The 26,981-nt window shown below is 60.1% G+C and carries 20 protein-coding genes and 2 tRNA genes; 7 read left to right on the top strand and 15 right to left on the bottom strand.

What is annotated here, in order from left to right; genetic code table 11:
• Positions 1-72: 72 nt before the first annotated feature.
• The gene (gene pds / locus NW842_RS10905; RefSeq protein WP_414373663.1) at positions 73-1,491 is read right to left on the bottom strand and encodes a 15-cis-phytoene desaturase; all 1,419 of its coding nucleotides are present in this window, start codon (positions 1,489-1,491) and stop codon (positions 73-75) included.
• Positions 1,492-1,698: 207 nt separating this feature from the next.
• Here pds and NW842_RS10900 point away from each other — a divergent pair, with 207 nt between their 5' ends.
• The gene (locus NW842_RS10900) at positions 1,699-2,937 is read left to right on the top strand and encodes a phosphoglycerate kinase (RefSeq protein ID WP_414350812.1); all 1,239 of its coding nucleotides are present in this window, start codon (positions 1,699-1,701) and stop codon (positions 2,935-2,937) included.
• Positions 2,938-3,060: 123 nt separating this feature from the next.
• Here the strand turns inward: NW842_RS10900 and NW842_RS10895 are convergent, their stop codons facing one another.
• The 3 genes from NW842_RS10895 to NW842_RS10885 all read right to left on the bottom strand — a co-directional run bounded on the left by NW842_RS10895 (position 3,061) and on the right by NW842_RS10885 (position 5,617).
• Positions 3,061-3,411: a DUF1257 domain-containing protein gene (locus tag NW842_RS10895; protein ID WP_011433295.1), complete on the bottom strand. Its 351-nt coding sequence runs from the start codon at positions 3,409-3,411 to the stop codon at positions 3,061-3,063.
• Between the two features lie 124 nt (positions 3,412-3,535).
• Positions 3,536-5,047 carry an AAA family ATPase gene (locus NW842_RS10890; protein ID WP_414355710.1) on the bottom strand — a complete coding sequence of 504 codons (1,512 nt, stop codon included), beginning with the start codon at positions 5,045-5,047 and terminating at the stop codon, positions 3,536-3,538.
• A gap of 198 nt (positions 5,048-5,245) precedes the next feature.
• On the bottom strand, positions 5,246-5,617 hold the full coding sequence (locus tag NW842_RS10885) for a hypothetical protein (RefSeq protein WP_041436554.1): 372 nt from the start codon (positions 5,615-5,617) through the stop codon (positions 5,246-5,248).
• A 178-nt stretch (positions 5,618-5,795) separates the two neighbouring features.
• Here NW842_RS10885 and NW842_RS10880 point away from each other — a divergent pair, with 178 nt between their 5' ends.
• The gene (locus NW842_RS10880) at positions 5,796-6,002 is read left to right on the top strand and encodes a hypothetical protein (protein ID WP_041436551.1); all 207 of its coding nucleotides are present in this window, start codon (positions 5,796-5,798) and stop codon (positions 6,000-6,002) included.
• Positions 6,003-6,023: 21 nt separating this feature from the next.
• On the opposite strand, the gene NW842_RS10875 is transcribed toward NW842_RS10880, so the two are convergent.
• Positions 6,024-7,892, bottom strand: coding sequence for an ABC transporter ATP-binding protein (locus tag NW842_RS10875; protein ID WP_414418021.1), 1,869 nt, complete (start codon positions 7,890-7,892; stop codon positions 6,024-6,026).
• Positions 7,893-8,146: 254 nt separating this feature from the next.
• Between NW842_RS10875 and NW842_RS10870 the strand changes: the two genes are divergently transcribed.
• A complete protein-coding gene (locus tag NW842_RS10870) occupies positions 8,147-8,932 on the top strand; it encodes a hypothetical protein (RefSeq protein ID WP_414418020.1) in 786 nt (261 codons plus the stop codon).
• Here NW842_RS10870 and argB read toward each other — a convergent pair.
• From argB to NW842_RS10855, 3 genes are all read right to left on the bottom strand, one after another.
• The gene (argB, locus tag NW842_RS10865; RefSeq protein WP_414373667.1) at positions 8,929-9,867 is read right to left on the bottom strand and encodes an acetylglutamate kinase; all 939 of its coding nucleotides are present in this window, start codon (positions 9,865-9,867) and stop codon (positions 8,929-8,931) included. The two genes, NW842_RS10870 and argB, sit on opposite strands and share 4 nt — an antisense overlap.
• A gap of 154 nt (positions 9,868-10,021) precedes the next feature.
• Complete coding sequence (locus NW842_RS10860; protein WP_414418019.1) at positions 10,022-10,903, bottom strand: M56 family metallopeptidase; 882 nt, start codon at positions 10,901-10,903, stop codon at positions 10,022-10,024.
• Positions 10,900-11,334: a BlaI/MecI/CopY family transcriptional regulator gene (locus NW842_RS10855; RefSeq protein ID WP_011433287.1), complete on the bottom strand. Its 435-nt coding sequence runs from the start codon at positions 11,332-11,334 to the stop codon at positions 10,900-10,902. Before NW842_RS10855 ends, NW842_RS10860 begins: the two co-directional genes overlap by 4 nt.
• A 118-nt stretch (positions 11,335-11,452) precedes the next feature.
• On the opposite strand from NW842_RS10855, the gene miaB reads away from it, so the two are divergent.
• Positions 11,453-12,784, top strand: coding sequence for a tRNA (N6-isopentenyl adenosine(37)-C2)-methylthiotransferase MiaB (gene miaB / locus NW842_RS10850; protein ID WP_414373671.1), 1,332 nt, complete (start codon positions 11,453-11,455; stop codon positions 12,782-12,784).
• 20 nt (positions 12,785-12,804) lie between these two features.
• Here miaB and NW842_RS10845 read toward each other — a convergent pair.
• A tRNA-Thr gene (locus NW842_RS10845) sits at positions 12,805-12,876 on the bottom strand.
• Between the two features lie 8 nt (positions 12,877-12,884).
• A tRNA-Tyr gene (locus tag NW842_RS10840) sits at positions 12,885-12,970 on the bottom strand.
• Positions 12,971-13,220: 250 nt separating this feature from the next.
• Between NW842_RS10840 and lysA the strand changes: the two genes are divergently transcribed.
• From lysA to NW842_RS10825, 3 genes are all read left to right on the top strand, one after another.
• A complete protein-coding gene (lysA, locus tag NW842_RS10835) occupies positions 13,221-14,600 on the top strand; it encodes a diaminopimelate decarboxylase (RefSeq protein ID WP_414355719.1) in 1,380 nt (459 codons plus the stop codon).
• A gap of 234 nt (positions 14,601-14,834) precedes the next feature.
• On the top strand, positions 14,835-15,758 hold the full coding sequence (gene cdaA / locus NW842_RS10830) for a diadenylate cyclase CdaA (protein WP_414355704.1): 924 nt from the start codon (positions 14,835-14,837) through the stop codon (positions 15,756-15,758).
• A 5-nt stretch (positions 15,759-15,763) separates the two neighbouring features.
• The gene (locus tag NW842_RS10825) at positions 15,764-16,510 is read left to right on the top strand and encodes an isoprenyl transferase (RefSeq protein ID WP_414355703.1); all 747 of its coding nucleotides are present in this window, start codon (positions 15,764-15,766) and stop codon (positions 16,508-16,510) included.
• Positions 16,511-16,544: 34 nt separating this feature from the next.
• Here NW842_RS10825 and NW842_RS10820 read toward each other — a convergent pair whose 3' ends face one another.
• From NW842_RS10820 to NW842_RS10800, 5 genes are all read right to left on the bottom strand, one after another.
• Positions 16,545-17,144, bottom strand: coding sequence for a CPP1-like family protein (locus NW842_RS10820; protein ID WP_414373673.1), 600 nt, complete (start codon positions 17,142-17,144; stop codon positions 16,545-16,547).
• 68 nt (positions 17,145-17,212) lie between these two features.
• Positions 17,213-18,421 carry a cysteine desulfurase family protein gene (locus tag NW842_RS10815; RefSeq protein ID WP_414373675.1) on the bottom strand — a complete coding sequence of 403 codons (1,209 nt, stop codon included), beginning with the start codon at positions 18,419-18,421 and terminating at the stop codon, positions 17,213-17,215.
• A 57-nt stretch (positions 18,422-18,478) separates the two neighbouring features.
• Entirely contained in the window at positions 18,479-20,437 is a 1,959-nt protein-coding gene (acs, locus tag NW842_RS10810) for an acetate--CoA ligase (protein ID WP_414373677.1), read from the bottom strand.
• A 184-nt stretch (positions 20,438-20,621) separates the two neighbouring features.
• On the bottom strand, positions 20,622-21,932 hold the full coding sequence (gene rodA, locus NW842_RS10805; protein ID WP_414418018.1) for a rod shape-determining protein RodA: 1,311 nt from the start codon (positions 21,930-21,932) through the stop codon (positions 20,622-20,624).
• A 223-nt stretch (positions 21,933-22,155) separates the two neighbouring features.
• Entirely contained in the window at positions 22,156-26,820 is a 4,665-nt protein-coding gene (locus NW842_RS10800) for an NINE protein (protein ID WP_414418017.1), read from the bottom strand.
• Between the last annotated feature and the right edge of the window lie 161 nt (positions 26,821-26,981).

Below are 26,981 nucleotides of genomic sequence, written 5' to 3'. Positions count from 1 at the left end.
TCTAAAAAAACCAACTTCATCCTCTTTCCTCTATAAATTACTCTCTCTATCCTAACATAAGATCAACACGACCTAGACCCCCGCTGCTGCCAAAGTCGAGGCCGAGACAGAGGCAGGTTGAAACGGGATCCCTTGGTTGATGGCTTCAGCCGCCCATTTGCCGGAGAGAATCGCTCCCTCCATGCTGCCCAGGAACGGCTGTAGGGTGTAGCTGCCCGCCAAGAAGAAGTTGGGAATGGGGGTAACTTGGGTGGGACGATATTGCTGTCTGCCGGGGGTGGCCTTGTAAACCGAGCGCGGCGTTTTCACCACCACCCATTTGCGCACGCGAGCGGGGTTGGGGCCGGTGAGGTGCTGGGGAAAGAGTTTTTTCAACTCCTCCAGCGTGGCGGCCAAGATCTCCTCGTCGCTGCGTTCAATCCACTCGGCGGCAGGGGCCAGCACCAGTTCCAACATCGATCGCTCCGGATCGGCGTAGGCACGGCAGGTGTTGCTCATGTCGGCGTACACGCTCAACAGCGGCGAGCGGGAAAACAGGGAGTGATCGATGTGGGTGAGCTTGCGGTCAAACCAGATCTGCAGGCTGATCACCGGCACCCCTTCCAGTTCCTGGAGCTGCTGAAAATAGGGGATCCCTTGCCATTGGGGCGGCAACAGCTCCTTGAGGGCATCCACCGAAAGGGCCGAGACATAGGCATCGGCAGTCACCTCCACCGGCCCAGAGGGGGTGGCTAAGCAAAACCCGGCCACGCTGTTATCGAGGTTGAGACGAATGTCCTGCAACGCCGCGTTTAGATGAACCTCCCCCCCACGGGCGACAATGTAGTCCACCATCGGCTGGCAGAGCCGCTCTGGGGGAGCGCCGTCTAGGTAGGCAATCCTAGAGCCATCTTTTTGCTGCAAAAAGCGGTTCAAGGCCGTCAGGGGCACCATGGCCGAGATCTCCTCCGGGTTGATGAAGGCCAGGGCCTTGGAGACGGCAATGAAAATATCGGTGTTGACCCGCTCGTCAATACCCTGCCGCCGCAGCCATTCCAAGAGGCTATAGCGATCCATCTGCTCCACATAGCGCTGGCCGCGAATCATGGCCGGCACCAGCCCCAGGGCAAACTTCACCTTTTCCCCCCAGGTGAGCATGTCGTTGTTGCGCAAGATGCCGACAATGGCGTTGAAAGGAGCGGGAATATCCGGCAGGTCAAAGCGGGAATAGGTGCCCGGCTTGTCCGGCTGGTTGAAAATCAAGCTGTGTTCCTTCCACTGCAGGCGATCGGAGATGCCCAGCTCCCGGAACAGCTGCAACGTGTTGGGGTATGCGCCAAAAAAGTTGTGCAGCCCCGTCTCGATCCAGTCGCCGTCGGCATCTTTCCAGGCAGCCACCAGGCCACCCAAAACATCCCGCCGCTCAAAGAGGAGCGGTTGATGCCCGGCATCGCAGAGATACTTGGCACAGGCCAGCCCGGCCAGCCCGCCACCAGCAATGGCAACACGCATGAGGGTAACGACAAAGCAACATTTTTATTCTATTTGCAAACCGTTACAATTGCCGGGGCCAAGGGGCAGACGGAAGGCCGACCCAGCAAAAGCAGCGGAACAAGGGGATCCCGAAGCCCATCTGTCTCACTGCCGGGATCCCAATCGCTGGTAGGATACATACGGAAGAAAAAATAAAGATTTTCTGCAGTCCGGGGGAAAACAACGATGGCCAAACAAACACTGGGATCCCTGCTGTCATCTGGCTTCGATTTAAACGGCAAGCGCGTGCTGGTGCGCGCCGACTTCAACGTCCCGTTGGATCCCCAGGGCAACATCACCGACGACACCCGCATTCGCGCCTCCCTGCCCACCATCCAGGCCCTCACCCAGGCAGGCGCCAAAGTGATCCTCACCAGCCACCTGGGCCGCCCCGTCAAGAAGGACAAAGAGACAGGCGCGGTTAAGGTCGCCCGCGAGGGCAATAGCCTGGCCCCCGTAGCCACCCGTCTTTCTCAATTGCTGGGCCAGCCGGTTGCCTTTGCCCCCGACTGCATCGGCCCTGAGGCCGAGGCGGTAGTGAACCGCCTGGAAAACGGCCAGGTGGCCCTGCTGGAAAACGTCCGCTTCTACCCAGAAGAGGAGGACAACGACCCGGAATTTGCCCGCAAGCTGGCCTCACTGGCCGACCTGTTTGTCAACGACGCCTTTGGCAGCGCCCACCGCGCCCACGCCTCCACTGCCGGCGTCACCGCCTACCTCCAGCCTGCTGTGGCCGGCTACCTGGTGGAAAAGGAGCTGCAGTTTCTTTCGGGCGCCATCGAGAATCCGCGGCGCCCCTTGGCGGCCATCATCGGCGGCTCCAAAGTCTCCACTAAGATCGGCGTCATTGAGCGGCTCCTGGAAAAAGTGGACAAGCTCCTGCTGGGCGGCGGCATGATCTTTACCTTTTACCAAGCCCAAGGGATCCAAACCGGCAAGTCTTTGGTGGAAACCGACAAGCTGGATCTGGCCCGCTCCCTGATGGAAAAAGCCAAAGAGCGGGGGGTGGAGCTGCTGCTGCCGGTGGATGTGGTGGTAGCCGATAGGTTTGACAAAGATGCCCAGGCCCAGACCGTTTCCATCCACGCCATCCCCGAGGATTGGATGGGCTTGGACATCGGCCCGGAATCGATCAAAGCCTTCCAGGCTGCCCTGCAGGGGTGCCAAACCGTGGTCTGGAACGGGCCGATGGGCGTCTTTGAGTTTGACCGCTTTGCCCTGGGCACAGAAGCCATTGCCCGCACCCTGGCCGATCTCACTCAAGCGGGAGCCACCACCATCATCGGCGGGGGAGACTCGGTGGCTGCCGTGGAAAAAGTGGGCCTGGCCGACAAAATGACCCATATCTCCACCGGTGGCGGAGCCAGCCTGGAGCTATTGGAAGGGAAGGTGCTGCCCGGCATTGCCGCTCTCACAGAAGCGTAGGTTCCTCCTTCGGGTCGCAGCCCCTCCAATCCAAAAACCAAGCCAAAAAGTAGGGGCTGGATTCAGCCCCTCCTAACTTTAGTCGGTGTAGATCGCTGCAGCGATGGCGAGACAGGATCCGGCTTAGTGCACCACCACTTTAACGTTGGCGTTGTTCAGGCCAGGACGCTTCACCTCGGCCAAGGTCTTGTTGACGGCGTACTTTTGGTTGATGGAGTTGATCAACTCGGTTTGGTTGTGCTTCTTGGCCACGCCCCACAGATCGGCGATCAGGTCGTAGGAACCGTCGGGATTCTTCGACCAGCCCAGGTCGTAGTCGCCTTCCAACTGAGCCACGATGTCAGCGCGAACACGCTGGCCGTTGTAGCCACGCACGTCGGCGTTCAGCTTAACGGTGTAGCCGAGATCGCGCAGAGAGTTGATCAGGACTTGACCGTCAGTGATTTTGGTACGCAGGGTGCTAAAATGAGACATGGTGTTTCTCTCCTTTGTATAGAGGTTGGAACATCGACACAAACAATGGGCACTGTTCTTTGGGGAAGGTTTGGGCCCTGCCGTCCCTGCTTCTGTCAAGGTAGCTTTGGATCCTCACCTCCTCCTAGAACTCCAGCCGCTGGTACTCGGCTACAGAGGCCGCTGCAGGCCGAGCCCGCTGCTGGGCCCATTCCCTCAACGCTACCACTTGCTCCGTCATGGTGCGAGATAGCGGTTGAGTTGCTTTTGTTGCTGCCAAAATGTCCAGTTGGGTAAATTCGCGGTTCTGGGCAAACGCTTCGTACATGGCAGCAATCAAAACTTGTTCGATCTCCGCGCCGGAGAAGCCTTCACAGGCTGCGGCCAACTGGCGCAGATCAAAGCGGCTGATGTCGCGCCGCCGCTTCTTCAGGTGGATCTCGAAAATCTCCATCCGCTCGTTGATGTTGGGGAGATCCACGAAGAAAATCTCGTCAAAACGGCCCTTGCGCAAGAATTCGCCCGGCAGACGATCCACACGGTTGGCCGTGGCCATGACAAAAACCGGCGAGCGTTTCTCCTGCATCCAGGTCAGGAAGGAGCCAAAGATGCGGCTAGAGGTGCCCCCGTCGGAATCGCTGGAGCCTGCTGACCCGGCAAAGGCTTTGTCCAGCTCGTCGATGAAAAGGATAGCAGGGGCAAGAGATTCAGCAGTCCGCAGGGCACTACGCAGATTTGCTTCCGATTTGCCCACCATGGAGCCATCATAAACGCGGCCCATGTCCAGACGCAGCAGGGGCAGGCCCCAGAGACGGGCAGTGGTCTTGGCGATCAGCGACTTACCGCAGCCAGGCACGCCCAGGATCAGCATACCCTTGGGTTGGGGCAGTCCATAGGCGCGGGCCCGCTCGGTAAAAGCTTCAGAGCGTTGCAGCAACCAGCGCTTCAGTTCTTCCAGACCGCCCACGGCGTCGATGGTCTCATCCTCTTCGATAAACTCGAGAATGCCGTTGCGCCGGATCAGTTGCTTCTTCTCAGAGAGGATGATGTCTACTTCTGCCTCGGTGAGGCGACCATGCATCACCACAGCCTTGCGGTAGACTTTTTCTGCCTCGTCCTGCGTTAGGCCCAGGGCCGCCTTGAGCAACTTTTCGCGGGTATCAGGAGCCAAAGGCAGGGAGCGCGGGATCTGCTCCAGCTGGCGGTTGAGGGCGCGCTCCAATGTGGCCATGTCCGGCAGGGGGAAGTCCACTACGCAAATGTCTTTCTCCAGCTCGACCGGGATCACCTGCACCGGCGACATGAGCAGGATGGTTTTGTGGGATCCCTTCAGGCTGGCAATAGCATCCCGCAGCCAGCGCTTCACCTCGGTGTTGTCCAAGAAGTCATGTAGGTCTTTGAAGACGCAGATGGCGGGATCCTTTTGCTCCATTACCCACTGGATGGCGGGCTGGGGGGATTGGGTGTTGTGCTGGGTGAGGCTGCGGGGGTTGCCGTATTCGACGATGCCGTGGGTAACTGTCCAAATGAATAGGCGACGCTGAGGCTTAAGGGTGCGGGCAATTGCTGCCAGAGCCGCTTCTGCCCGTTCCTCCTCTGGAGTCAGCAGGTACAGCAGTGGGTATTGAGCTTGAATGAGGATGCTTAGCTCTTGCATGGGAAACACCAACTGCAGAGGGGAAATTTCAGGAGCCGCCAGAACGGTTGAAAAATGGGGTTCGAGTTGCCTAGGTATTGGATTGCACTTGGGAGTACGCCCTTGTTGGATGGATTTTGAGAGGATTTTAGAAGCCTTCTGTGTTGCTGTCTGCTCCTATCAGCTCAAGTTCCTGAAGGGGGCCCGCTTGGGAGCGTTCTAGCAGGGTACCAGAGCATCCTGCCGTTGCTCTTCCGAGCCAGCAGCCGATCCCCAGTATTCTGGCTCCACCTCTTCAAGGATGGCTTCGGCAGCCGATGTCTGGTGCAGGGAAACCACCTCTCCATCGCGGATAACAAATGGGTGACTACACTTGGGACATTGATGGACACGATAGGCGCTACCTTGTACCCCTTCAATGACCTCTGGGTGAAGCAGATAGAAGGTAATGGCCTTCTCTGCCACTGCCGACATCGGCTCCCGCTCCACGGCAGCCCGAATCTTCAGATTCCGGTGCAGCTCAGGTGAGAGATACAGGGTCACCTTCTGCTTGGACTCTGTGCCTTCCACTACCTCTGGCCGATGATTCATGGCTAACCGCTTTCTTTGAATTGCTTGCCAAACTTGGGGCCTATCATAGCCAGTCTGCCGGCTTGACGGCAAGTTTTTAACAATCTGTAACAAACAATTTTCTTGATGGCCCTCTGTGGATACCTGCGGCTGGGGGAGTAGGCTAGGTGGAAGACAAGGAGCGGAATGTCCAATCCCTATGGAACGCTTGATCAACACCCTCAGCAAAAATTTCTCTAGCTGGGGCCGCCGTGCCCTGGTGCAGGCCAGCGATGGTTTGGCCAGCTTGAGAGACACTGCCGTGGATAACGGCAATCTGTTACTCTGCAAGGCTCGCATCGCGTTCGCGGATGCCAGCTTCACCACCCTAAAGGCAATTCGGTCTCGCTTTGGCGCCAGTCGCTGACGGTTGGGCAGAAGCACCCTGCTAGCCGCCCAGATCTTGCAGCCGATAGAGGCTGGCATAGAGCCCGCTGAGGGCCATAAGCTCGGCATGGGATCCCTGCTCCTTGAGTTCCCCCCGCTGCAGAACCAAAATGCGATCCACATTGCGGATGGTGGAAAGGCGGTGGGCGATGATCAGGGCGGTGCGATCCTGCAGCAGGGTGTCTAGAGCCGATTGCAGGAGCGCTTCGGTGCCCACATCCAGGCTGGCCGTGGCCTCATCCAAGACCAAGATTTTCGGATCCCGCCACATGGCCCGCACAAAGCTGATGAGCTGTTTTTGGCCGCTGGAGAGGTTGTTGCCTCGCTCCCGCACGGGGGTGGCGTAGCCTTGGGGCAAATCGCGGATGAAGTCATGCAGGTTGAGTTGGCGGGCGACCTGCTCCACTGCCGCTAGATCTGCCTTCTCTCCTAGGGTGATGTTTTGCTGGATATCCCCGGAAAACAAAAATCCATCCTGCAGGATTACCCCTAGGTGGCGGTGCAGCTCAGCCTGGGGGAGATCGCGAATATCAACGCCGTCAATGCGAATAGATCCCTGGGTTACGTCGTAGAGACGGCAGAGCAAGCGAATGATGGAGCTTTTCCCGGCTCCCGTGGGCCCCACCAGGGCCACTTTTTCTCCGGGGCGGATGGTGAAGGTGAGGTCTTTGAGCACCCACTCCCCGGGGTTGTAGGCAAACCAGACGTGCTCAAACTGCACCTCTCCCTTAGCATCGGGGGGTAGGTGGCGGGGCTGAGCGGGATCCCGGATGGCGACCGGCAGGCTGAGGATGGCATCGATGCGCTCGACGGCGGTGAACCCCGCCTGCAGGGCGGTGAACTTTTCCGCCAACTGCCGCAGCGGGTTAAAAAACCGTTGTGAAAAGAGAATAAAGGCGTAGAGGCTACCGAAGGTGAGGGGTTCCCTGGGCAGGGGCAGGGATCCCGTCCATCCCCCTCCAAGTGAGCCCCTACCGGCTGACATCACCTGCTGCCCGCCCACCCAGAGCAAAGCCGCCACGGCCAGCCAAGACACCCACTCCAAAACGGCAGAAAGGGCAGAATCATAAAGGATGGTTTGATCCACTTCCCGGATGTAGCGGCGGTTCATGGTTTGAAAAATCTCGCTATTGAGCCGCTCCCGCCGAAACAGTTGCACCACGGTAATGCCCAAGATGTTCTCCTGGATCCAGGAGTTCAGCTTGGAGAGTTCTTCGCGCACGCGAAAGTTGGCATCCCGAAAGCGGCGCTGCAACTCGAGGACAACAGCGCTGATGGGCAGGACGATGAGGATTAGCAGCAAGCCCAGATCCCAGCGTTGGCTGAGCATGACCACCGCGATCACCCCCAGAGTAAACAGGTCGCTGACAATGCCGACGGCACCGGTGGAAAAGACATCCCCCAAGGCTTCCACGTCGCTGGTGATGCGGGTGATCAGCTTACCCACCGGGGTGCGGTCGAAAAACTGAGCCGGCAAGGCCAGAATGTGGGCGAAGAGATCGTCGCGGATGTCGCGGGTCATCAACTGCCCCAGCTTTTGGCTGACATACCCTTCCAGGGCTTGGAAGAGCCAGCGAACCAGTACCGTTAGGATCAACAGCCCCACATAGGGCCAAAGGTCGGAGAGGATCCCGGCCTCACCTCGTTCCAGCGCTCGGGCAATGGGGCCATCCAGAGCCCGCTGTAGGATCAGAGGCTGCACCGCATCTGCCAAGGCCAAAGGGGGCAGAAAGGCCAAGGCCGCCAACACCAGCCTGAGGTGCCGACGGGCATAGGGCCAGAGCAGCCGCAGCAGCCGCCAATCGCTGGCTCGCCGAGGGCGGGGATCCCTACTGAGATCGGCAGCGGGGGGAGAGGCGGCAAGGCTCACAGGCTTACACCCGAGAACAACAAAGACAACTCATAGAGAGCACTGATCTACTCTAAGCGCTCTCCCTGAGGGAGAGGGAGTTTGGGATCCGCAAGGGTTTCCTCGCCATTGGGAATGGCTATAGCTGCACCCCTAATGGCTCTGGGACGGACGGAAAACTGGCCGCTTCAGGAGCTTCTGGCCGCTCGGTTCGGGCAGGCTGTAGGCAGCTTGATGAGGAGAAACCGGCAATGTCTTACTCAACCTCTTACTCCGTGTCTTACTCGAAAATCTTTTTCCCAGTTTGGGTGGCGGGGCTGCTGTTGTTGATCGGCGGCGGGATCCTGTTTGGCCTGTTGCGGGCTTTTGGGCTACCTATTGGGGAGCTGGCCGATTGGGCCATTGGGATCGCCAGCTTTTGGTGGCTGGTGGTGATCGTCACCCTTCCCTGGAACCTCTACTTTCAGGCCAAGGCCGTTCAGCAGGAGGCGGTTGTGTCTCAGGAACGAGGGATCCCGGTGGAAGATTCAACCTTGGCTTTCCTACAAAAGCTCAGCCGCTGGTCGTTGCGCGTGGCCATTGCCCTGCATGGGCTGTCGGCTCTGGCTTTCTATGGCTTGGCCGTTGGGCAAGTCACCCCCATTGGCTACCCCAGCGCCGTGGCTGCGGTGTTGTTAACGGCTCTGCGCCCGGCCATCCGGGGCTACGAGTATTTGGCCGACCGCTTGGCCCAGTTGCAAGGGCAAATCCAGATCCCTCGCGAAGATGCCATCGAGTTGGCCGAGCGGATAAAGCAGTTGACACGCCAAGTCGAGCAGTTGCAGGAGCAATGGGATCCCGGCAAGCCCGGTTCTTGGGCCCAACAGGAGGAAGAAACCCGGCGCTACCTGCGGCAGGAGCTGGCCGCGCTCAAAGCCCAACTGGAACAGTTCCGGGCCAGCAACGAGCTGGAGCACAGGCAATTGCGCCAGGAGACCCACCAAGCTGTGGCTCAGCTCAGTGTGGATAGCCAGTTTCTCGGCCATGTGCGGGAGATTCTTCGCTTTATCAAGGAAGCTTAGCGGGATCCGTTGTTCAGTCCTTCCAACTGAGCGGAAAACTGAGAAGGAACCAGCTTGGTGCCCACCCCGGCATCGGTCAAAATCTCCAGCAGCAGAGAGTGAGGGGATCCCCCATCCAGAATGTGGGCTGCCCGTACCCCTTGTGCCAAGGCGCGAATGCAACACTGCACCTTCGGGATCATGCCGCCCTTGACGACACCGGCTTGGATCAACTGGCGAGCCGTCTCGATATCCAGCAACGTAATCAGAGAGCTGCGATCCTGAGGATCTTTGAGAATGCCAGGGGTGTCGGTGAGCAAAATCAGCTTTTCTGCCCCCAGAGCAGCCGCCAGTTCTCCCGCCACCGTATCGGCGTTGATGTTGTAGGCTTGGCCTGTCTCATCGGCAGCCACGCTGGAGATCACCGGAATCTGTCCACCTTCCAACAGGGTTTGCAGCAACTGGGGGTTGATGCTGCTCACTTCCCCAACAAAGCCGATCTCTGCCCGGCCCTGGGATCGCGCTTTGATCAAGTTGCCATCCCGCCCGCACAGCCCCACCGCCGATCCGCCGGCCAAGCTGATGAGCTGCACGATCTGCTTGTTGACCTTGCCCACCAACACCATCTCCACTACTTCCATGGTGGCGGCATCGGTAACCCGCAAGCCATCCACAAACTTGAAGGGAATGTCCAGTTTTTGTAGCCAACTGTTGATCTCCGGCCCCCCCCCATGCACCAACACCGGGCGGATCCCCACACAGGCCAGAAAGACGATGTCTCGGAGCACCTCGGCCCGTCGCTCTTGGTGCACCATGGCTGCGCCGCCGTATTTGATGACAATAACGCGGCCCTGGTACTGCTGAATGTAGGGTAAAGCCTCGATGAGGATCTGCGCCCGCGTGAGGGGATCACACGCCGACCCGGTCGCCTCAGAAAGGGAAGAGTTGGTTTGCACTGCTGTAAGTCCCTAGAAGTCCAGAAAACCTGACCTAGAGTATCCCATTCTGCTTGCAAAGCAGATCTCAGGCTTTGGGCGTCAACTGGTGGTTTTTTTTCAAGCTCGCTTCCCCAACCCAAGGACAATTTGGTTGAGGAATCGCCGTCAATCTTCAGGTATGGAACGGGATCGCCAGCAAAGGCAATAGGGACAACCCCAACCAGGCCCAACCCCGAATGGAAGAAGAATGGGGTAGGGGATCGACGGGCCCTGACTCTGCCTGCTGCAGCAGGGCATCGATACGCTCCTGCAGCCGTTGCCCTGAGTCTGAACTCACGGCCATTGCAAAGCCAACCCAGGCCGCCGCCGGTTGCTCCACCACGCCATAGCCCACCACCTGCAGCAGGGCCTCTCCCAACAACAAGGGATCCACCCGTTGGGCCGCCCAGCGATCCGCCCGCAGTTCCCGCAGAGTGAGCAATTCCTGCCAGAGGGCCTCGGTGTTGGGCAGCCAGCCGGTGAGGCGTCGCAGCCAGCCCACCCCAAACATCCACAGGGTGTCGCGGTAGTGGCGATGGGCTTCTTCGTGAGCGATTACAGCCCGCAAGTGCTCATCATCCAACTGCTCCAGCAGGCCGCGGCTGACCACCAACTGGGCATTCCACACCCCCACTTGGGCAGCAAAAGGGACCTCCAAATCCAGCACATAGGCCGGAGAGCCATGCAAATCCACATGGGCTAAAGCTTGCAGATGGGCACGTCGATAGGAGCGCCAGTATTCCCAAATCCAGTGCAAGGCCACGCCGCCGGCCACGGCCAGCAACAGCAGAGCACAGCCGTAGCAGAACCAGCCCCCCACCCCGGCCATTTGTCCCCACGGCCCCATCCAGGCCAAGGCCAAAGCAGTGGTCAGCAACAGCAGCGGGGGCAGCAAGAAGTGGATCCAAGCCCGCTGCCAACGTCGGCCCCATCCCCCACTCCTGTCCAGGCGCACCTGGGCTCGCCACAGGCAACTGAGGCCCAAGCCCAGCAGTAACATGCCCAAGTGGCTCATCGCGGATCCCTCCTGGCTTGACGGGCTGCCCGCAGCCGTTCGGCAATCGCCTGCAACTGGGACACACTGGCCTGATCCAGGCTATCGGCAAAGGCTGCCACCGTATCGGGATCCCCTACAGCCAAAAACTGCTGCAGGTGGGTGAAGGCCCTGAGGCTGGCCGCTTCCTGACGCGAAAGACGAGGCCGCCACAGCATGGGCAGATTCCGCCCTTGGGGATCGGTGCGGCGCTCACAGCTCACCCAGCCCTTCTGGCTTAAGCGCTGCAAAACTGTAGTCACAGAGGCATAGGCCAGCTCCCGATCCGGATCGGCCAAGATGCGCTCGTGGATTTGACGGGTGCTGGCACTGCCCAGATCCCAGAGGATGTCCAAGATTTCCGACTCCAGAGGGCCCAGCGACAGTTGCTTGGGACGATGCTTGGGCAACATGAGCCTTTGCCGGTGTAGGAACTTTTATCTAGACTAACCGTTGCAGTCTCAAACCCCTCAGCCATTTTTAAGGATCCGCTAAGCTCGAAGATGGTGGTTCTTTGTGCTGTTACTTCCCATGGCTGCTCCCACCTATTACACCATCACCTTCGGCTGCCAAATGAACCGCGCCGATACCGAGCGCATGGCCGGGATCCTGGAGTCCCTGGGGTATGTGGCCACCGAAGATGAGTTGCAGGCGGACTTAGTTCTCTACAACACCTGCACCATCCGCGACAATGCTGAGCAAAAGGTCTATTCCTACCTGGGCATCCAGGCGCAGCGCAAGCGCAAAAACCCGGCCATCAAGCTCATTGTGGCCGGCTGTGTGGCCCAGCAGGAAGGGGAAAAATTGTTGCGCCGCGTCCCTGAGCTGGATCTGGTCATGGGCCCCCAGTACGTGAACCGCCTTGGGGATCTGTTGGCGCAGGTGGAAGCCGGAAACCAGGTGGTGGCCACCGAGCCGGTTGAGATCCCAGAAGACATCACCAAGCCCCGCCGCGACAGCCAGGTCACTGCTTGGATCAACGTTATCTACGGTTGCAACGAGCGTTGTACCTACTGCATCGTGCCGCGGGTGCGAGGGCAAGAGCAGTCCCGACAGCCCCAGGCCATTCGCGCCGAAATCGAAGACGTGGCCAGAGCGGGCTACCGCGAGGTGACGTTGCTAGGGCAGAACATCGACGCCTACGGACGGGATCTGGATCCCAAAACCAACCTGGCCAGCCTGTTGCGCTTCGTCCATTCGGTGGCAGGCATTGAGCGGATCCGCTTTGCCACCAGCCACCCGCGCTACTTTACCGAGGAGCTGATCGCCACCTGCGCCGAGCTGCCCAAAGTCTGCGAGCACTTCCACATCCCCTTCCAGGCGGGCAGCAACGAAGTGCTCAAGCGGATGCGGCGCGGCTACACCCACGAGCGCTATCGCCAGATCATCCAGCTCATCCGCCAATACATGCCCGAAGCGGCCATCAGCGCCGATGCCATTGTCGGCTTTCCGGGAGAAACAGAAGCCCAGTTCCAAGAAACCCTGCAACTGGTGCAGGATATCGGCTTTGACCAAGTGAACACTGCTGCCTACTCCCCCCGTCCCGGCACCCCTGCCGCCGAGTGGCCCGACCAGGTGCCCGAGGAGGAAAAAAGCGACCGCCTGCAACGGCTGAACCGACTGGTGGCCGAGGTGGCTGCCGCTCGCAGCGCCCGACTCTTAGGCCAGGTGCAAGAGGTGCTGGTGGAAGGCCCCAACCCGAAAAACCCCCGCCAGGCGATGGGGCGTACCCGCGGCAATCGCTTGGTGTTCTTCGAAGGGGATCCAGAGCAACTGAAGGGATCCCTGGTGCCGGTGCGCATTACCGCCACGCGGGCTTTTTCGTTGACCGGCGAGGCAGTTGCCGTTGGCACTATCGGCTGAAGATTATCTCTAAATTGCCAAGCCCACGACGAGGATCGAACTCGTGACCTCCCCCTTACCAAGGGGGTGCTCTACCACTGAGCCACGTGGGCAAAGCCGATGGTGGGCCGAGTTGGATTCGAACCAACGTAGGCGTAAGCCAGCGGATTTACAGTCCGCCCCCTTTAACCCCTCGGGCATCGACCCATTGACACCGGTCTTTCATCATAGCAGAAGGTGTTGCCCAAATCAGACCTGCTCCCATCATCAGCCGCCTTAATCGAGAGGCCAGAGCTGGGAAGCCATCGGATCCTCGTGCAGACAATGAGGTGGCGCCAGAGCTGGCTACAGAGGGAAGCTGCCGGAAAAAGCCGGATCGGGTCGGGGCTGGACATTTTTCAAGACAAGCTGAACGCGGAACTTGATATCGTTGAAAACAGTCCTTCGGCCCCTGACCATGATTTCGACCCTCGGCACTCCCACCCATCCAGAGCAGACCCTTTCCCCCAACCAGTCTTTGCGCCCCTTGACCAGCCGTATCAACAGCCGGGGGCACTTGGAAATTGGGGGGTGCGACGTGGTGGAGCTGGTGCGCCAGTTCGGATCCCCTCTCTACATCCTGGACGAGTGGACGCTGCGCCGCGCCTGCCAGCTTTACCGCGACACCTGGGCCCGCTGCTACGCCGGGGGATCCCGGGTTTTGTACGCCACGAAAGCCTGGAACTGCCTGGCCATTTGTGCTCTGGCTCTGCAAGAAGGGCTGGGGTTGGATGTGGCTTCCGGCGGGGAGCTGTACACAGCCCTGCAGGCGGGGGCCAAAGGTGAAGATCTCTATCTGCACGGCAACGCCAAGTCTCTTGAGGAGCTGAACTTAGCCCTGGAGACAGGCTGTACTGTGGTGGCGGATAGCCTGTACGAGCTGCAGCAGGTCTCGGCCCTGGCCACACCCGAACGGCCAGCGCGGCTGCTCCTGCGGGTTAACCCCGGTATCGACGTCCACACCCACGAGTACATTCGTACCGGGCAAACCGACAGCAAATTCGGCATCGGGCGATGGCAATTGCCGGAAGTGCTGGATTTTTTGGCCGCCCATCCTCAGTTGCAGTGCGTCGGGCTCCACGCCCACATTGGGTCGCAGATTTTTGATCTGCAGGGCCACCGAGACCTGGCGGGGGTGCTGGCCCAGATCTGGCGGCAAGGGCTGGACAGAGGGTTGCCCCTACAAGAGCTCAATGTGGGTGGGGGCCTGGGGATCCGCTATGTCGAATCCGATGATCCCCCCTCCATCCCGGAGTGGGTGGAAACTGTGGCGACGGCGGTGCAACAAGCCTTTGCCCAGGCTGGGATCCCTCTGCCGAAAGTGCTCTGTGAGCCCGGACGATCTGTGATTGGGCCGGCTGCCGTGACCGCCTACACCCTGGGGGGGCAAAAGCGGATCCCTCCCAGTGATGACCTGCCCCAAGGACGCACCTACATCACCATCGACGGTGGTATGTCCGACAACCCCCGCCCGATCACCTACCAAGCCCGCTATACCGCCCTTCTGGCCAACCGACCAGAGGCAGAGGCCACGCAGCGGGTAACGGTGGCCGGCAAACACTGCGAGTCGGGGGATGTGCTGTTGAAGGATGTGCTTCTGCCCGCTCCAATGGCAGGAGAAGTGTTGGTGGTTTTGGCGACGGGGGCCTACAACTACAGCATGGCTTCCAATTACAATCGCTTCCCTCGGCCAGCCGCGGTGCTGGTCAACGAGGGAGAGGCCCAGTTGATTGTGCGGCGAGAAACTTATGCCGACCTAATCCGTCAGGATGTTCTGCCGGAGCGGTTGCTGCGTTGAAGGGGAGGATCGCCCATACCCATCTGGGCTAAGTAGAAGCACAGCCTTCCCTGGCAACGCCGACCACAGCCAACGCACCTCACGCGGGAAAGACTGGAAGATGGCCAGGAGGTGAGTGGTAGGCTGGTCTGGGGGCCGCAGTCAACAAGGGTTCTGGAGTTGAGAGGTTCTGAGGTACAGAACGGCACAGTCAGAAGGCCCGCAATGAGGGGAGCGTGAACGGGGTTTTTCGCCATGCTGGCGGCCTTATGGGCTTGGCTACAGCAGTTTAACTTTCTCAGCCTCTTGGACTGGGCTCTGGCCGTCTTTCTGTTGGCCTTGGCTCTCTATTACACCCGCGAGAGTCGTGCTGGGGTGCTGGTGCGGGGATTTATAGTGCTGTTGGTGCTGTACCTGGCCACAGCCTCTCTGCCCTTGGTTCACCTGATCTTGGATCGCCTGCTCCTGGGCGCAGCCGTAGCCATGGGCGTGCTCTTTCAACCGGAGTTTCGCCGGCTGCTGGAGCAACTGGCAAGAGCTATCCGCATGGAGTGGCCAAGCAACGCAGGCGACGACGAGGAGGATCCTGAGGAAGATTTGGTGGAAGAACTGGTGCAAGCGGTGCGAGAACTTTCCCAAAACCGCACAGGAGCGCTGATTGTCATCGAGCCAGAGCAGCCGATTGACTCGCGGGTCTTTACCGACAAAGGGGTACCTCTGCAGGCGCGGGTGTCGCGGGAGATCCTGCAGACCATTTTCCAGACTTCAACTTTGTTGCATGATGGGGCTGTGGTCATCCATCGGGATCGCATTCGCGCAGCGGGGGTAATCCTACCGGTTTCGGAGCGGGCCGCCTCTCGGCAACTGGGCACACGGCACCGTGCTGCGATGGGGATCACAGAACAGACCAATTGCTTGTGTATTGTGGTCTCAGAAGAAACGGGCTGCATCTCGCTGGCGGAGGGTGGGCGCATCGAGCGACCTCTGACCAGTGCCAAGTTACACGAGCTGCTGGTACAGCGGTTGCGCAATCCCCGCGATGCCAAAAAACGAGATGCTCCGCTACGGGGATTGTGGGCCTACCCCTGGTTTCGCAATGGGCCGCTGCGCTGGTGGGGATCCCTCTCCGATCTAACTAAACTCTTTCGCAAACCTGAGAAAACCCTCCCGAAAGACTGATCCCCATGACCCTTTCTCCTGCCCATCTTCTGCACTTGCCTGCCGACCTGGATCCCCAGTTGTTGCCCCGCCATGTGGCGGTGGTGATGGATGGCAACGGGCGTTGGGCGCAAAAACGGGGTTTACCCCGCAGCGTTGGGCATCAGCGAGGGGTATCGGCCCTGAAGGAGCTGCTGCGCTGTTGCAATGATTGGGGGATCCCGGCCCTTACCGCCTATGCCTTCTCCACCGAGAACTGGGGCCGTGCCCGCGAGGAAGTGGATTTCCTCATGACGTTGTTCGAACAGGTGCTGTGGCGGGAGTTGGGGGAAATGGTGCAGCAGGGGGTGCGCATCCAGTTTGCCGGCCAGTTGTCGGCTCTGCCCCACTCTCTGCAGGAAACCATCGTGCATGCGGTGGAATGCACCCAGCACAACAAGGGCATTTGCCTGACGGTGGCCCTCAACTACGGGGGAAGACAGGAGATCCTGCAGGCCTGCCGCTCCATTGCCACCTTGGTGCAGCAGGGGCTGCTGCAGCCGGATCAGATTGACGAGGCCCTCTTTTCCCAATTTCTCTACACCACCGGCCTCTCCGATCCTGACCTGCTGATCCGCACCAGTGGCGAGATGCGCATCAGCAACTTCCTGCTCTGGCAGATGGCCTACACCGAGCAGTATTTCACCCCCATTCTCTGGCCGGATTTTGACCGAGCCGCTTTTCACCAAGCCTTGCTTAGCTATCAGTCGCGGCAGCGGCGGTTTGGCAGGTGAGGTTCCAGGTTGAATATCTGTCGCAAACCGGCAGCTAGCGCAAAAAGCTGGTCACCAACCACATCACCGCAAACGTGATCCCCACCAACAGCGCGCCAGGAGCATCGCCACCGGTGAGGGGAAGGGCAATGCCGTAGGCCAACATCAGCCCCAGGCTCAAGGCCGCCAGAGCCAAGAGAAAAGCGCGAATGAAGCGGCGCTCTTTGCGGTACAGGAAATAGATACAAGCCATCAGCCCCAAGGCCAGTTGCAGCGAGGGGTACTCATCGGGAGCCAAGATAACCCAACCCACCAGTCCACCCAGCAGCGCCGCAGGCCAGAGGGCATCGGCGGTAGAGGGGGTATCCAACCAGCGGCTGACCCAGGGGGGATTTTGGGCAGCAGGGCGAGGCAAACTCAGCTCCGGCTCAGGATGGGCAGCCCGTTGTTCGGCGTAGCGAATGCGGTCGGGAACGGCGATTTTGCCCTCTTTGCGCAGGCGCAGGCGCTGCATCAGGATGGCATCGTAGGCTTGCTCCACCCGCTCCTGCTGCTGTTCGTCCGCGCCCAAGCTGGCCAGGAGCCTAGCCCGCGCCGATTGAATTTCTTCAAAGGAGGCTTCTTCGCTAATTCCCAACACCTGATACGGACTCATCTCAGCCATAGCGACCAGCCCTTTAACTCTCTATCACCTTAACCCAGCCTGCCCAACCTTCGATCCGGCTACGCGACAGGAACCGACAACGGGGATTGAGTTGCCCCATCCTCCAGGGATCCGGATTCGGAGGTCGAGGCAATTACTGCCTGCAGACATCGGGCTACATACTCGACCGCAGCGTAGGTGGTGGCTTTGCCAAGGCTAAGGCGAATGGATCCCAGTGCCTCGGCTTCCGAATAGCCCATGGCCAAGAGGATGCGGCTGGGGATCAGTTGGCCGCTGCTACAGGCGGAGCCGGCGCTAATGGCGATCCCCTGGCGGCTCAGAGCCCTGACCAGCACATTCCCGGGGATCCCCCCTGCGGTGCAGTAGCTGAGGTGGTGGGGCAGACGCTGCTCCAAATCCACAGGGCCGGTCAGCCGCAAACCGGGCACCTCCGCCAGCAACTGGGCCAAATGCCGTTGCAATTGCCGTAGGCGGGCCGTTTCTTGGGACAGCTCCTGGGCCGCCAGAGCCGCCGCCACTCCCAAGCCGACAATGCCCGGGATCCCTTGGGTGCCAGCCCGCAGCCGCCGTTCTTGCCCACCCCCCCGCAGCAGCGGTCGCAGCTCCACCCCTGGGCGCACGTACAGCGCCCCCACCCCCTGGGGCCCGTAGAGTTTATGCCCGGAAAGGGAGAGCAGATCCACCGGCAGTTGCGCCAGATCCAGCGGGATCCGCCCCACCGTCTGCACAGCGTCGGTGTGGAAGAGCACCCCCGCCTGGCGACAGATCTGACCCAGCTCTGCAATGGGCTGCAGGGATCCCACCTCATTTTGGCCGTGGACGATGGAGACCAAAACGGTATTGGGTTGCAGCGCCTGGATCAAAGTCTGGGGATCCACCTGGCCGGCGGCGTTCACCAGCAGACGGGTGACCTGCCAGCCTTGGGACTGCAACTGGCGGGCAGCATTCTCCACCGAGGCGTGCTCGACGCTGGAGATGATGAGATGTTGGGGAGTAGAGTAGCGCTGGGCCACCCCAAACAGGGCCAGGTTGTTGGACTCCGTCCCGCCTGAGGTAAACAGCAGCGCCTCCGGCTCACAGTTAAGCAGCTCGGCCACCTGCTGCCGCGCCCGCTCCATGGCCATGGCGGCCCGTTCTCCCCACCCGTGCAAGCTGGAGGGGTTGCCCCAGCTTTCCTGCATCGCCATCTGCATGGCCTCGATCACCTCAGGCCGAGGCGGAGTGGTGGCGCTGTGGTCGAAGTACAGGGTGGGATCCAGAGGCAACATGAAGACTTCACAACCCAGGACTCAATGTCCTCATCTTAGTGCGGGGTTGTGGTCGGCTCATACCCCTTGGCGCAGCCGTTCTAGCACCCCGCGATCTTCGAGGGTGGAGGTATCGCCACTGATGCCGGCGCCAGCCGCCAAATCCCGCAGCAAACGGCGCATGATCTTGCCGGAGCGGGTTTTGGGCAGGGCCTCGGTGAAGCGAATTTCGCTGGGGCGGGCAATGGCCCCGATTTCGGAGACCACATGTTGCATCAACGCTTGGCGCAGCGCTTCGCTGGGCTCATAGCCCTCCGACAGGATGACAAAGGCCACGATCACCTCGCCTTTGAGGTCATCTGGGCGACCGACCACAGCCGCTTCGGCAACTGCAGGATGAGACACCAAGGCCGATTCAAGTTCCATCGTGCCGAGGCGATGTCCTGCCACATTGATGACATCGTCCACCCGGCCCATCACCCAAAAATAACCGTCTTCATCCCGGCGGGCCCCATCCCCGGCAAAGTAGAAATACTGCCCATCTTGGGGAGGGATCCGCTCCCAGTAGCTGGTGCGGAACCGCTGCGGATCTCTATAGATAGTGCGCATCATGCCCGGCCAGGGGCGACGGATCACCAAATACCCCCCTTCGGGTGCCGGGTTCCCCTCCATATCGACAACATCTGCTTGAATGCCCGGAAAAGGACGGGTAGCCGATCCCGGCTTGGTGGCGGTAACCCCCGGCAAGGGCGAAATCATAATGCCGCCGGTTTCGGTCTGCCACCAGGTATCCACAATGGGGCAGCGCTCGTTGCCGATGACGGTGTGGTACCACATCCAAGCTTCGGGATTGATCGGCTCGCCAACCGTGCCCAACAGGCGCAGCGAAGAGAGATCATGCCGACGGGGCAGGGCGTCGCCACTTCTCATAAAGGCCCGGATGGCCGTTGGAGCAGTGTAAAAAATGGAGATGCGGTGACGGGCGATTAACTCCCAGAAGCAATCGGGCTTGGACGGTCGCGGCGCCCCTTCGTACATAAACACCGTTGCCCCGTTGGAGAGGGGGCCATAGACGATGTAGCTGTGTCCCGTGATCCAACCGATATCGGCAGTACACCAGTAGATGTCTTCTTCGTGCAAATCGAAGATCCACTGGCAGGTGATGTGGGTGTAGAGGTTGTAGCCGCCGCTGGTGTGGACAACGCCTTTGGGCTTGCCGGTGGTGCCGGAGGTGTAGAGGATAAACAGCATCGCCTCCGAGTCCATCGGCTCGGCAGGGCACGCTTCCTCCAAGCCAGGAGCCAGCTCATGCCACCAAACATCTCGGCCTGGGGTCATCGGCACGGCTTGCCCCGTCCGCCGCACCACCAAGACGTTTTCGACAGTGGGCACTCCCTCTGCCAGCGCCAAGTCCACCTGCGGCTTGAGGGGGACAATCGCATCTTTGCGCCAGCCCCCATCGGCGGTGATCACGGCTTTGGCTTCCGCATCCCGCAGCCGCTCCTTGAGAGCCTCCGCGCTAAAGCCCCCAAACACCACCGTATGGGCTGCCCCGAGCCGAGCACAGGCCAGCATGGCCATGACGGCTTCCGGGATCATCGGCATGTAGATCCCCACCCGATCCCCTTTTTGAATGCCCAGGGCCTTCAGGCCGTTGGCCCAACGGCAGACCTCGCGATGGAGCTGCTCATAGGTCAAGGTGCGAATGTCCCCCGGTTCTCCCTCCCAGATCAGGGCCAGTTTGTGGCGGCGGCCATTTTCCAGGTGGCGATCCAAGCAGTTGTAGCTGAGGTTGAGCTGTCCTCCCACAAACCACTGCGCCTGGGGAGGATCCCAGTGCAACACCTGCTGCCAAGGCTGAAACCAGTGCAACTCCTGCCGAGCCAGCCGTTCCCAAAAACCTAAGGGATCCGCCTCGGCTTCCTGACAAAGCTGTTGGTAGCGACTGGGGGTGATGCGGGCCTGTTGCACAAACGAAGGGGGCGGGGGGAAAAGGCGCTTTTCCTGCAGGATGGATTCGAGGGCGGGTTGAGACATGGTCAAAGATGAGTGAGGAAAAGAAGTTCTGCAACGCCCACAGAAGGGCGAGGGGATGGAATTGCAGTAGAATACAAATCCCGGCGAGGGTAGGGCAAGGGATGGGCAGGCAATCTCAATTGATTGTAAAGATTCTGAAGATTTTTTGAATGAGAAGTGGTTCAGGGGTATTCCCAGGCAGGGCTCAGGTGAAAAAGGTGGCACGTTGGCGGTGCATCACCACCGACTCCACCAAGCCGATGGCCAGAAAATTGGTCAGCAGAGCCGAGCGGCCATAGCTCAAAAAAGGCAAAGGCAAACCGGTAATGGGGGCCAGGCCGATGGTCATGCCGATGTTGACTACTGCCTGAAACAGGATCATTGCCAGCACCCCAATGGTGATCAGGGATCCAAAATTGTCCTTGGCCCCTTGGGCAATCCAGATCAGCCGCGCACACAGGATCCAGAACAGGATCAGCACCGTCAGGGTGCCCACAAAGCCCATCTCTTCCCCAATGGCGGAGAAAATGAAATCCGTGTGCTGTTCGGGGATAAAGTCCAGTTGGGTTTGGGTGCCCTGCTGGATGCCCTGTCCCCAGAGGCCACCGGCCCCGATGGCAATGCGGGATTGAATGAGGTGATAGCCGGATCCCCAAGGCTCTTGCATGGGATCGATGAAAATCTCCAGCCGCCGCCGCTGATAGGGCTTGAGAAGGTGCCAAGCTAGCTGACCCAACTGCCCCGAGAGCAGGTTGATTACCCCAAAAGTTACGGCCCCCGTCCACTGCCAGGGGAGACGCCAAGCGGCCAACCCCGCCATTCCCAGACACCAGAGCAGCCAAACCCAAAGCATCCAGCTCAGCTCTGGGCGAGTGTGTAAGCCATAGAGAATGGCTCCCACCCCCGGCGACAGGAGCAAGAGGATCCAACTGCCCTTGGCTCCGGCCCAGTAGAGCATGACCAGGACAATCACCACAAACACCAGGGCAGTGCCCAGGTTGGGCTGCAGGAAAATCAAGATCCAGGGAGGAGCAATGACGGCAACGGCCACCCAAATCTGGCTGAAGTATTTGATCGGCCAGTGGTGCAGGAGAGCGGCCAGGGTGATGATTACCCCCAGCTTGGCAAACTCAGAAGGCTGCACCTGAAAGCCGGCGATGGAGAGCCAGCGCTCCGCTCCTCCGCCTGCTGTGCCGAAAAAGAGCACTGCAATTAAACTCGCCAAGGTCAAGAAGTAGGTGAACCAGTGCCAGCGCAACAGCCGCTCATATGGAATCCGGGCCACCACTCCCAAAAACGCCAGGCTGATCCCGGCCATGATCAACTGCTGTACCCAGTAGTGGCTGATGGGCCGCTCCCAGACCGCACTGCGGATAGCAACAATACCGATGCCCGTCAAGGCCAGCACTGTGGCCAGCAAAATGCCATCGAACTCCCGCCAAGGAGCCAAGATCTGCCGCAGGAGCTTTTTCCACCCAGGCTGAGAAGATACCTTTGGGTCAGCGTTGCCCAGCAATAGACCCGATCCTCCAAAGCAAGGCCAGCCTCAGTTTGACATACCCCCTGCCCTACCGACTTGTTTTCTCATCACTCGCGTTGAGTGTCGATTCCTCGTCGATCCATTTTCTGGCGTGTTCGCCTCCTCTGATAGGGCCTCAGTAGTGCTCCGCACCGCTGTCGCGAACAGGTCAGCCCTCCTCAAGTTGATCCTGCTCAGATTGGCTGGACTCAGGATTCTTTCATTCCCAGCTCTGCAGTTGCCCTAGCCAAGCGGAGATGTGGGATCCCACTTCTTCTCGACGCCGTTCAAAATTGGCTGCCGTCCAAATGAGGAGCAGGCCCAGCAGGATCCCAGTGGCCCAGAACAGCAGCGAATAAGCTGTCACCAGTAGCCATCCCTGCCGCAGGATCCCCAGCCCAAAAGCCAGCGTGCCCACGAAGAGATAAGCTCTTACCCGCAAGGCCAAGCCCAGCAGACCCAAAGCTAAGCCAAGCCCCACCGGCCAAAATCCCGCCCACAGTTGCCCGTGGGTTTCCACCATCACCACCAGCAGCCATGTGCCCAAGGAAACCAGCCGCAGCCAATGTCGCCCCTGTCGCCCGCTGGCTTCCTGTAATCCCGGATCCACCTGAGCCACATAGAGCAGGGATCCCACCAAGGGTAGGGCGGAGAACGTGAGAGAAGACCAGTCCTGTTGCTGGATGTAATCCCAGAGGATCCAGTTGCTCAAAAACAAGCTGATGTAGCCCAGGCGCACCTGGGATCTCCAGACGGACAGCAGAGCATAGTAGGTTGCCCCCAACAGCAGATTAAGGGTGTTGTTTCCTCCCCCGGTTACCAGAAACGCAGTCAGGGGTAGCACCAAGGCCGTATTGTGCCAGGGATCCGACGGCCAGCCCCACCCTCGCCAGGGCAAGCCATGGTAAACCAGCCCCAGCCCACAGAGCAGGGATCCAGCCCATCGCGCTATGGATAGCTGCGGCAGCCCCAGGAACACACTGCCCAGCAGAACCCCAGCCCCCTGCCAAGCACTGAGGTAACCCCAGACCGTTGGCGCCCAATTTCGCTCTGTCGGAGATTCTGAAGTTGAGGTTCTCGCCTGTCCGGCGGCATAGGCCACCAGGCCGGATCCCGTCAGCACCCAGAGCCCCTTCCCCCAAGGGCTGAGAGCGAAACTCCAAAGGGCGAGGCTGGCCAAGCCCCAGTTGCCGGCACCTATCCGCTGCAGCCAGGCCGCTTTCAGCCGCAGGGTCGCCACCAGCCAAGATGGACAGAGGCGGTAGCCCACTGCCAAGAGCAGCCCTAGCAAAGCTGTCAGCACCGCCGCTTCGTCCTCCCAGAATTCCCCAGTTTGCTGGCCGAGAAAGTAGACCCAGCTCTCGTAGGCCGCCAGCGATATTCCGAAAGCTCCCAGGATCCCCTTCCGGTTGGTAGGAGGAGGGCCTTCCTGTTCGCGACAGGGGTGCTGCTCCGGTGACTGTCGGCGCCCCACGCCCAGCAGCACGATGGAGAGACCTAAGCTGCCCAGACCTGTCAGCTCGCTCCATTCGAGTTCGAGATGGGATCCCAGCCAGCCCAAGCCGGCATAGATCAGCGGCGCTGTCCCCCAGCAACTCAGAGCCTTGACCCGCTGCAGGAGTTGTCCCCCTGAGGACTCCGTCCCACCAGCGCGATCGGGCCGCTCAAAGAGGAGTTTCTCCGGCCCAATCCAAAAGAGGATCCCCAGGCTTAGATTGATGACGGCAAGCAGAGGGGCAACAGGACGGGATCCCTGTACCACCCACAAGAGGCTGCTGGCCACCAACAGCTCCAAAGCCCAGATCAGCCCATAGGACAGCCCCTCCATTACAGACCATGAGATGGCCGACGAAGCCTCCTGACCGCTGCCGCCAGTTGAGACATCCTCCGCCCTGGAAGGAGACGGGCTTTCGCTCTCCAAGCCAGCAGGATGGACACCGCCGTCGCGATAAAAAGCGGGAGCCACTTCCACCCAAAGCCGCAAAACAATGGCCACCAGGACAGTCCCAGAGGCCAGGGTCAGAGCCACTGGGGAATCCAGGTACTTTCCACCACCGATGCGACCTGCTTCTGGCTGCAATGTCTGCAACGTTAGGGAAAGTAAAAGTACGATCCCCAGCAGAAAGCCAAAGCCATCCAGCACCGGTCGGTAAGCTGCCCGAAGGCGGGGAGAGAGGTAGTGGAACGGAGTCCCTAGGCTGTAGCGACAGCCGCTAGTGCTCCGCACCGCTGTCGCGAACAACAGCAGCACCCCCAAGGCCGTCAGCCATTCTGACTCCGTTAAAGCGGGGAACAGCCGATGGATTCCCACCAGACCGAACCCCCAGCCAAACGTCACTGTCAACAGCACCTCTGCTGGAACAACTGCGTTGGCGGTGTGGAGCTCATGGTCGGCGGAGGGGAAAGAGGCCCACACCCACACCTGAGTGGCCATCAGCAGCAACCCCAAGCCCAGACCCAGAAACTCAACCCCCGGCCTTCCAAAGGTGAGTAACTGGGCCAGCAAAAGGGAGAGAACTGCCGGGAAACGCAAAGACCCGCGCTCCGGGATCCCCTGCTGCCAGGAAAGGGATCCCACCTCCCCTTGCTCTGGGATCTGCAGCCAGCGGGGCATGAACTCCAGGGGGGGCAGGGCCAATACCTGAGCTGCCGTCAAAACAAGAGGCACCAGCAGCCACAGCCAGCCAAAGGATTGTTCACCCGTCGCAGACAACTCGGGGAGCCGTTGCAGCAAAAACGCCAAGTAGCTGGATCCCACCAACACCGACCCTATGCCATCTGCACTTCGCTGCCACAGCCCCACGGGCAATCCCCAAAAGCGCCCTGACCCACCCAGAGCCACCCGCCCTGCCCATTCCAATAGACCCACCAACAGCAGAACCACTCCCCAAGCGGACAAGCTAGTGCTCCGCACCGCTGGCGCGAACAAGTCGGGCAAAAGCCAGCGGATCCCGGCTAGCAGTGCCCCCACTCCGTAGGCGTGGGTCAGGAGTACCCAAAGAAAGTTGGGAGTTTCTCCTGATCTGGACTTTTGTTGTAGCCACCAGGCCAGGATCCCGGCGCTCAAAAGCAAGTGCCAAAAGCGAATGGCCGGATAGGGAAGGCTCAAGAGCAGCAGGGATCCCCCTAGCCCCAAAACCAAGCGCTCTGTTGGTTCCACCAGCCCAGAAAAGTCTGTCTCGCCGGCTTCTGGAGTGCTCCTCTGCCAGCGGGCCGCCAACCCCAACCACAGCACCTCGTAGGGCAGTAGCACCAACCCCAGCAATCCCCAGGGGGAATCAAGGGGCTGAAACCAGTTGGTTACTGTAGCTACAACCTCTTGCCGCCAGCTTGCTGGCCACACCTGCCAAAAAGCCCAGCAAGTTTCCAGGCCCAGCAAGAACAGCAACGTCAAATGCACCCTAAGGACTTCGTCCCGCTGGGGCGACTGGGTGTGTCGGCGCAAGCGCCCGATTAAGACATGGATCCCCAGCAGGCTAATCCCCAGCAACTGCCAGCCGCTGAAAGGGCTCTCCGCCAAGCCAATGGCAGCCAGCAGCCAGCCCACCACCAACAGCACCCAGCTCCCCTCCCACCAGCGGGAGAGCGTCCCCTCCTGAGCGCCTTCTGCTACGACGTCCGGGGATCCCTGGGGCCATTCCGCTGCTAGCCAACCCAACAGGGCCACCGCCAACCCCAACTGCGGCACTTGGACATGCCCAGACAGCAGCCCCCGTAGGATTAACAGGGATCCGGCAGCCCCGATTAGCCAGATCTTGGAGCCCCGTAATTCCCGAGACCGGCGGCTCCAGGTGTAAATCACGGTGCTGAGGATCCCCAGATACAGGATCCCCAGGACAAAAGCAGGGCGAAGCTCCTGCGGCCCCAAGCTCCAGAAAGCGTGCAAGCCAGAGAGGGCCAAAAAGTTCACCAAGGTTCCGTAAAAGGCATTGGGCTCCACACCGCTGTCGCGAAAGCCGGCACCTGAACCCAGCGAGCGCACCCGACCCTCAGCCGTCAACGGGATCCCCAGCAGCAAGCCCAGCGCCAGGATGCGGATCCCCCAAAGGATCCCCAGCCCATCCAGGGCCCACACGTTCACCGGCACCAGCAGCAGGGCAATAGCCTCCAAGGTTTGACCGGTTAGACGCAGCCCTTCCTGCCGTTGGATCCATCCAGCACCTACCCCAAAAGCCGCCGTATAGGCCAAGAGCACCCCATACTGAGCAGTTGGAGAAAATTGCTCCCAGTGGCTGGCCGCCAGCACCCCCGAGGACACCACCACCAAAAACAGGCCCAGCAGCAACAGCCAAGCCACGCTCAGCTCGGACAGCAAGTTCCGCAGCAAAACAGCCAGCGCCGGGGTAGGGGGGGGCAAGGACTCCGTCCGAGTAGCGCGAGTGGATTGAGGGGCAGCTTGGGGCTCTTCTCCCCCCTCGACCGCAGGTTCCTCAACCCCAGATCCGGCCAGGCGAGCATTTCTTTCTCGCACCATCCCCGGGATCCAAATCAAATCCAGGAGCTGACCGATCCCCAGCAGCCCAAAGGTCAACAGCCAGAGCAAACCCGTCCGCCAGCGGCCCAGATAAAAACGGTGCAGGCCACAGATGCCAAACAAACCCAAAATCCAGAGCACGTAGGCCGAGCCAAGACGAGCCGGGATCTCGTCGCTGGGGGAAACTGCCGCTGACCTTGGTTCCTCCCCCTCTAGCCGATACTGCTCCACCAGCAAGCGAAAGTGCTCTGGAGTCAGCAAGCTCAGCTCCAGCCAGGCCCGCAAACCCTGCAAGACTTGCTGCCGGGATCCCCGAACGGTGAGCTCCAAAAGGACTTGCTCCGAGGAGGGCGAGCGGTCAGATTGCAGCTCCTCTGCTCCTGGAGGCAAGAGGTGATCCTGGGATCCCATGGCCAGATTCCTTGAGCAAAAGGCTTGGGGCTACTGCTACTCTAAGCCTTGCTCTAGCCGGTTGCCATGCCGTTCTCAAATCCTTCTGATACATTTACGCTGAACACTGCTGAACATCACTGTTCAACTATGCAGCGATAGCATTCTGTTTGTTTCCAAAC

Origin of the sequence: Synechococcus sp. R55.4 (genome assembly GCF_047461935.1) — a bacterium.
Lineage (GTDB): Bacteria > Cyanobacteriota > Cyanobacteriia > Thermostichales > Thermostichaceae > Thermostichus.
This window is presented reverse-complemented; position numbering and strand designations above follow the sequence as displayed.

What these genes read in the sequence shown, in the direction of transcription:
- pds (WP_414373663.1), bottom strand. Translation starts at nt 1,491, where the DNA reads ATGCGTGTTGCCATTGCTGGTGGCGGGCTGGCCGGGCTGGCCTGTGCC.
- NW842_RS10900 (WP_414350812.1), top strand. Translation starts at nt 1,699, where the DNA reads ATGGCCAAACAAACACTGGGATCCCTGCTGTCATCTGGCTTCGATTTA.
- NW842_RS10895 (WP_011433295.1), bottom strand. Translation starts at nt 3,411, where the DNA reads ATGTCTCATTTTAGCACCCTGCGTACCAAAATCACTGACGGTCAAGTC.
- NW842_RS10890 (WP_414355710.1), bottom strand. Translation starts at nt 5,047, where the DNA reads ATGCAAGAGCTAAGCATCCTCATTCAAGCTCAATACCCACTGCTGTAC.
- NW842_RS10885 (WP_041436554.1), bottom strand. Translation starts at nt 5,617, where the DNA reads ATGAATCATCGGCCAGAGGTAGTGGAAGGCACAGAGTCCAAGCAGAAG.
- NW842_RS10880 (WP_041436551.1), top strand. Translation starts at nt 5,796, where the DNA reads ATGGAACGCTTGATCAACACCCTCAGCAAAAATTTCTCTAGCTGGGGC.
- NW842_RS10860 (WP_414418019.1), bottom strand. Translation starts at nt 10,903, where the DNA reads ATGAGCCACTTGGGCATGTTACTGCTGGGCTTGGGCCTCAGTTGCCTG.
- NW842_RS10855 (WP_011433287.1), bottom strand. Translation starts at nt 11,334, where the DNA reads ATGTTGCCCAAGCATCGTCCCAAGCAACTGTCGCTGGGCCCTCTGGAG.
- miaB (WP_414373671.1), top strand. Translation starts at nt 11,453, where the DNA reads ATGGCTGCTCCCACCTATTACACCATCACCTTCGGCTGCCAAATGAAC.
- lysA (WP_414355719.1), top strand. Translation starts at nt 13,221, where the DNA reads ATGATTTCGACCCTCGGCACTCCCACCCATCCAGAGCAGACCCTTTCC.
- cdaA (WP_414355704.1), top strand. Translation starts at nt 14,835, where the DNA reads ATGCTGGCGGCCTTATGGGCTTGGCTACAGCAGTTTAACTTTCTCAGC.
- NW842_RS10825 (WP_414355703.1), top strand. Translation starts at nt 15,764, where the DNA reads ATGACCCTTTCTCCTGCCCATCTTCTGCACTTGCCTGCCGACCTGGAT.
- NW842_RS10820 (WP_414373673.1), bottom strand. Translation starts at nt 17,144, where the DNA reads ATGAGTCCGTATCAGGTGTTGGGAATTAGCGAAGAAGCCTCCTTTGAA.
- NW842_RS10815 (WP_414373675.1), bottom strand. Translation starts at nt 18,421, where the DNA reads ATGTTGCCTCTGGATCCCACCCTGTACTTCGACCACAGCGCCACCACT.
- acs (WP_414373677.1), bottom strand. Translation starts at nt 20,437, where the DNA reads ATGTCTCAACCCGCCCTCGAATCCATCCTGCAGGAAAAGCGCCTTTTC.
- NW842_RS10800 (WP_414418017.1), bottom strand. Translation starts at nt 26,820, where the DNA reads ATGGGATCCCAGGATCACCTCTTGCCTCCAGGAGCAGAGGAGCTGCAA.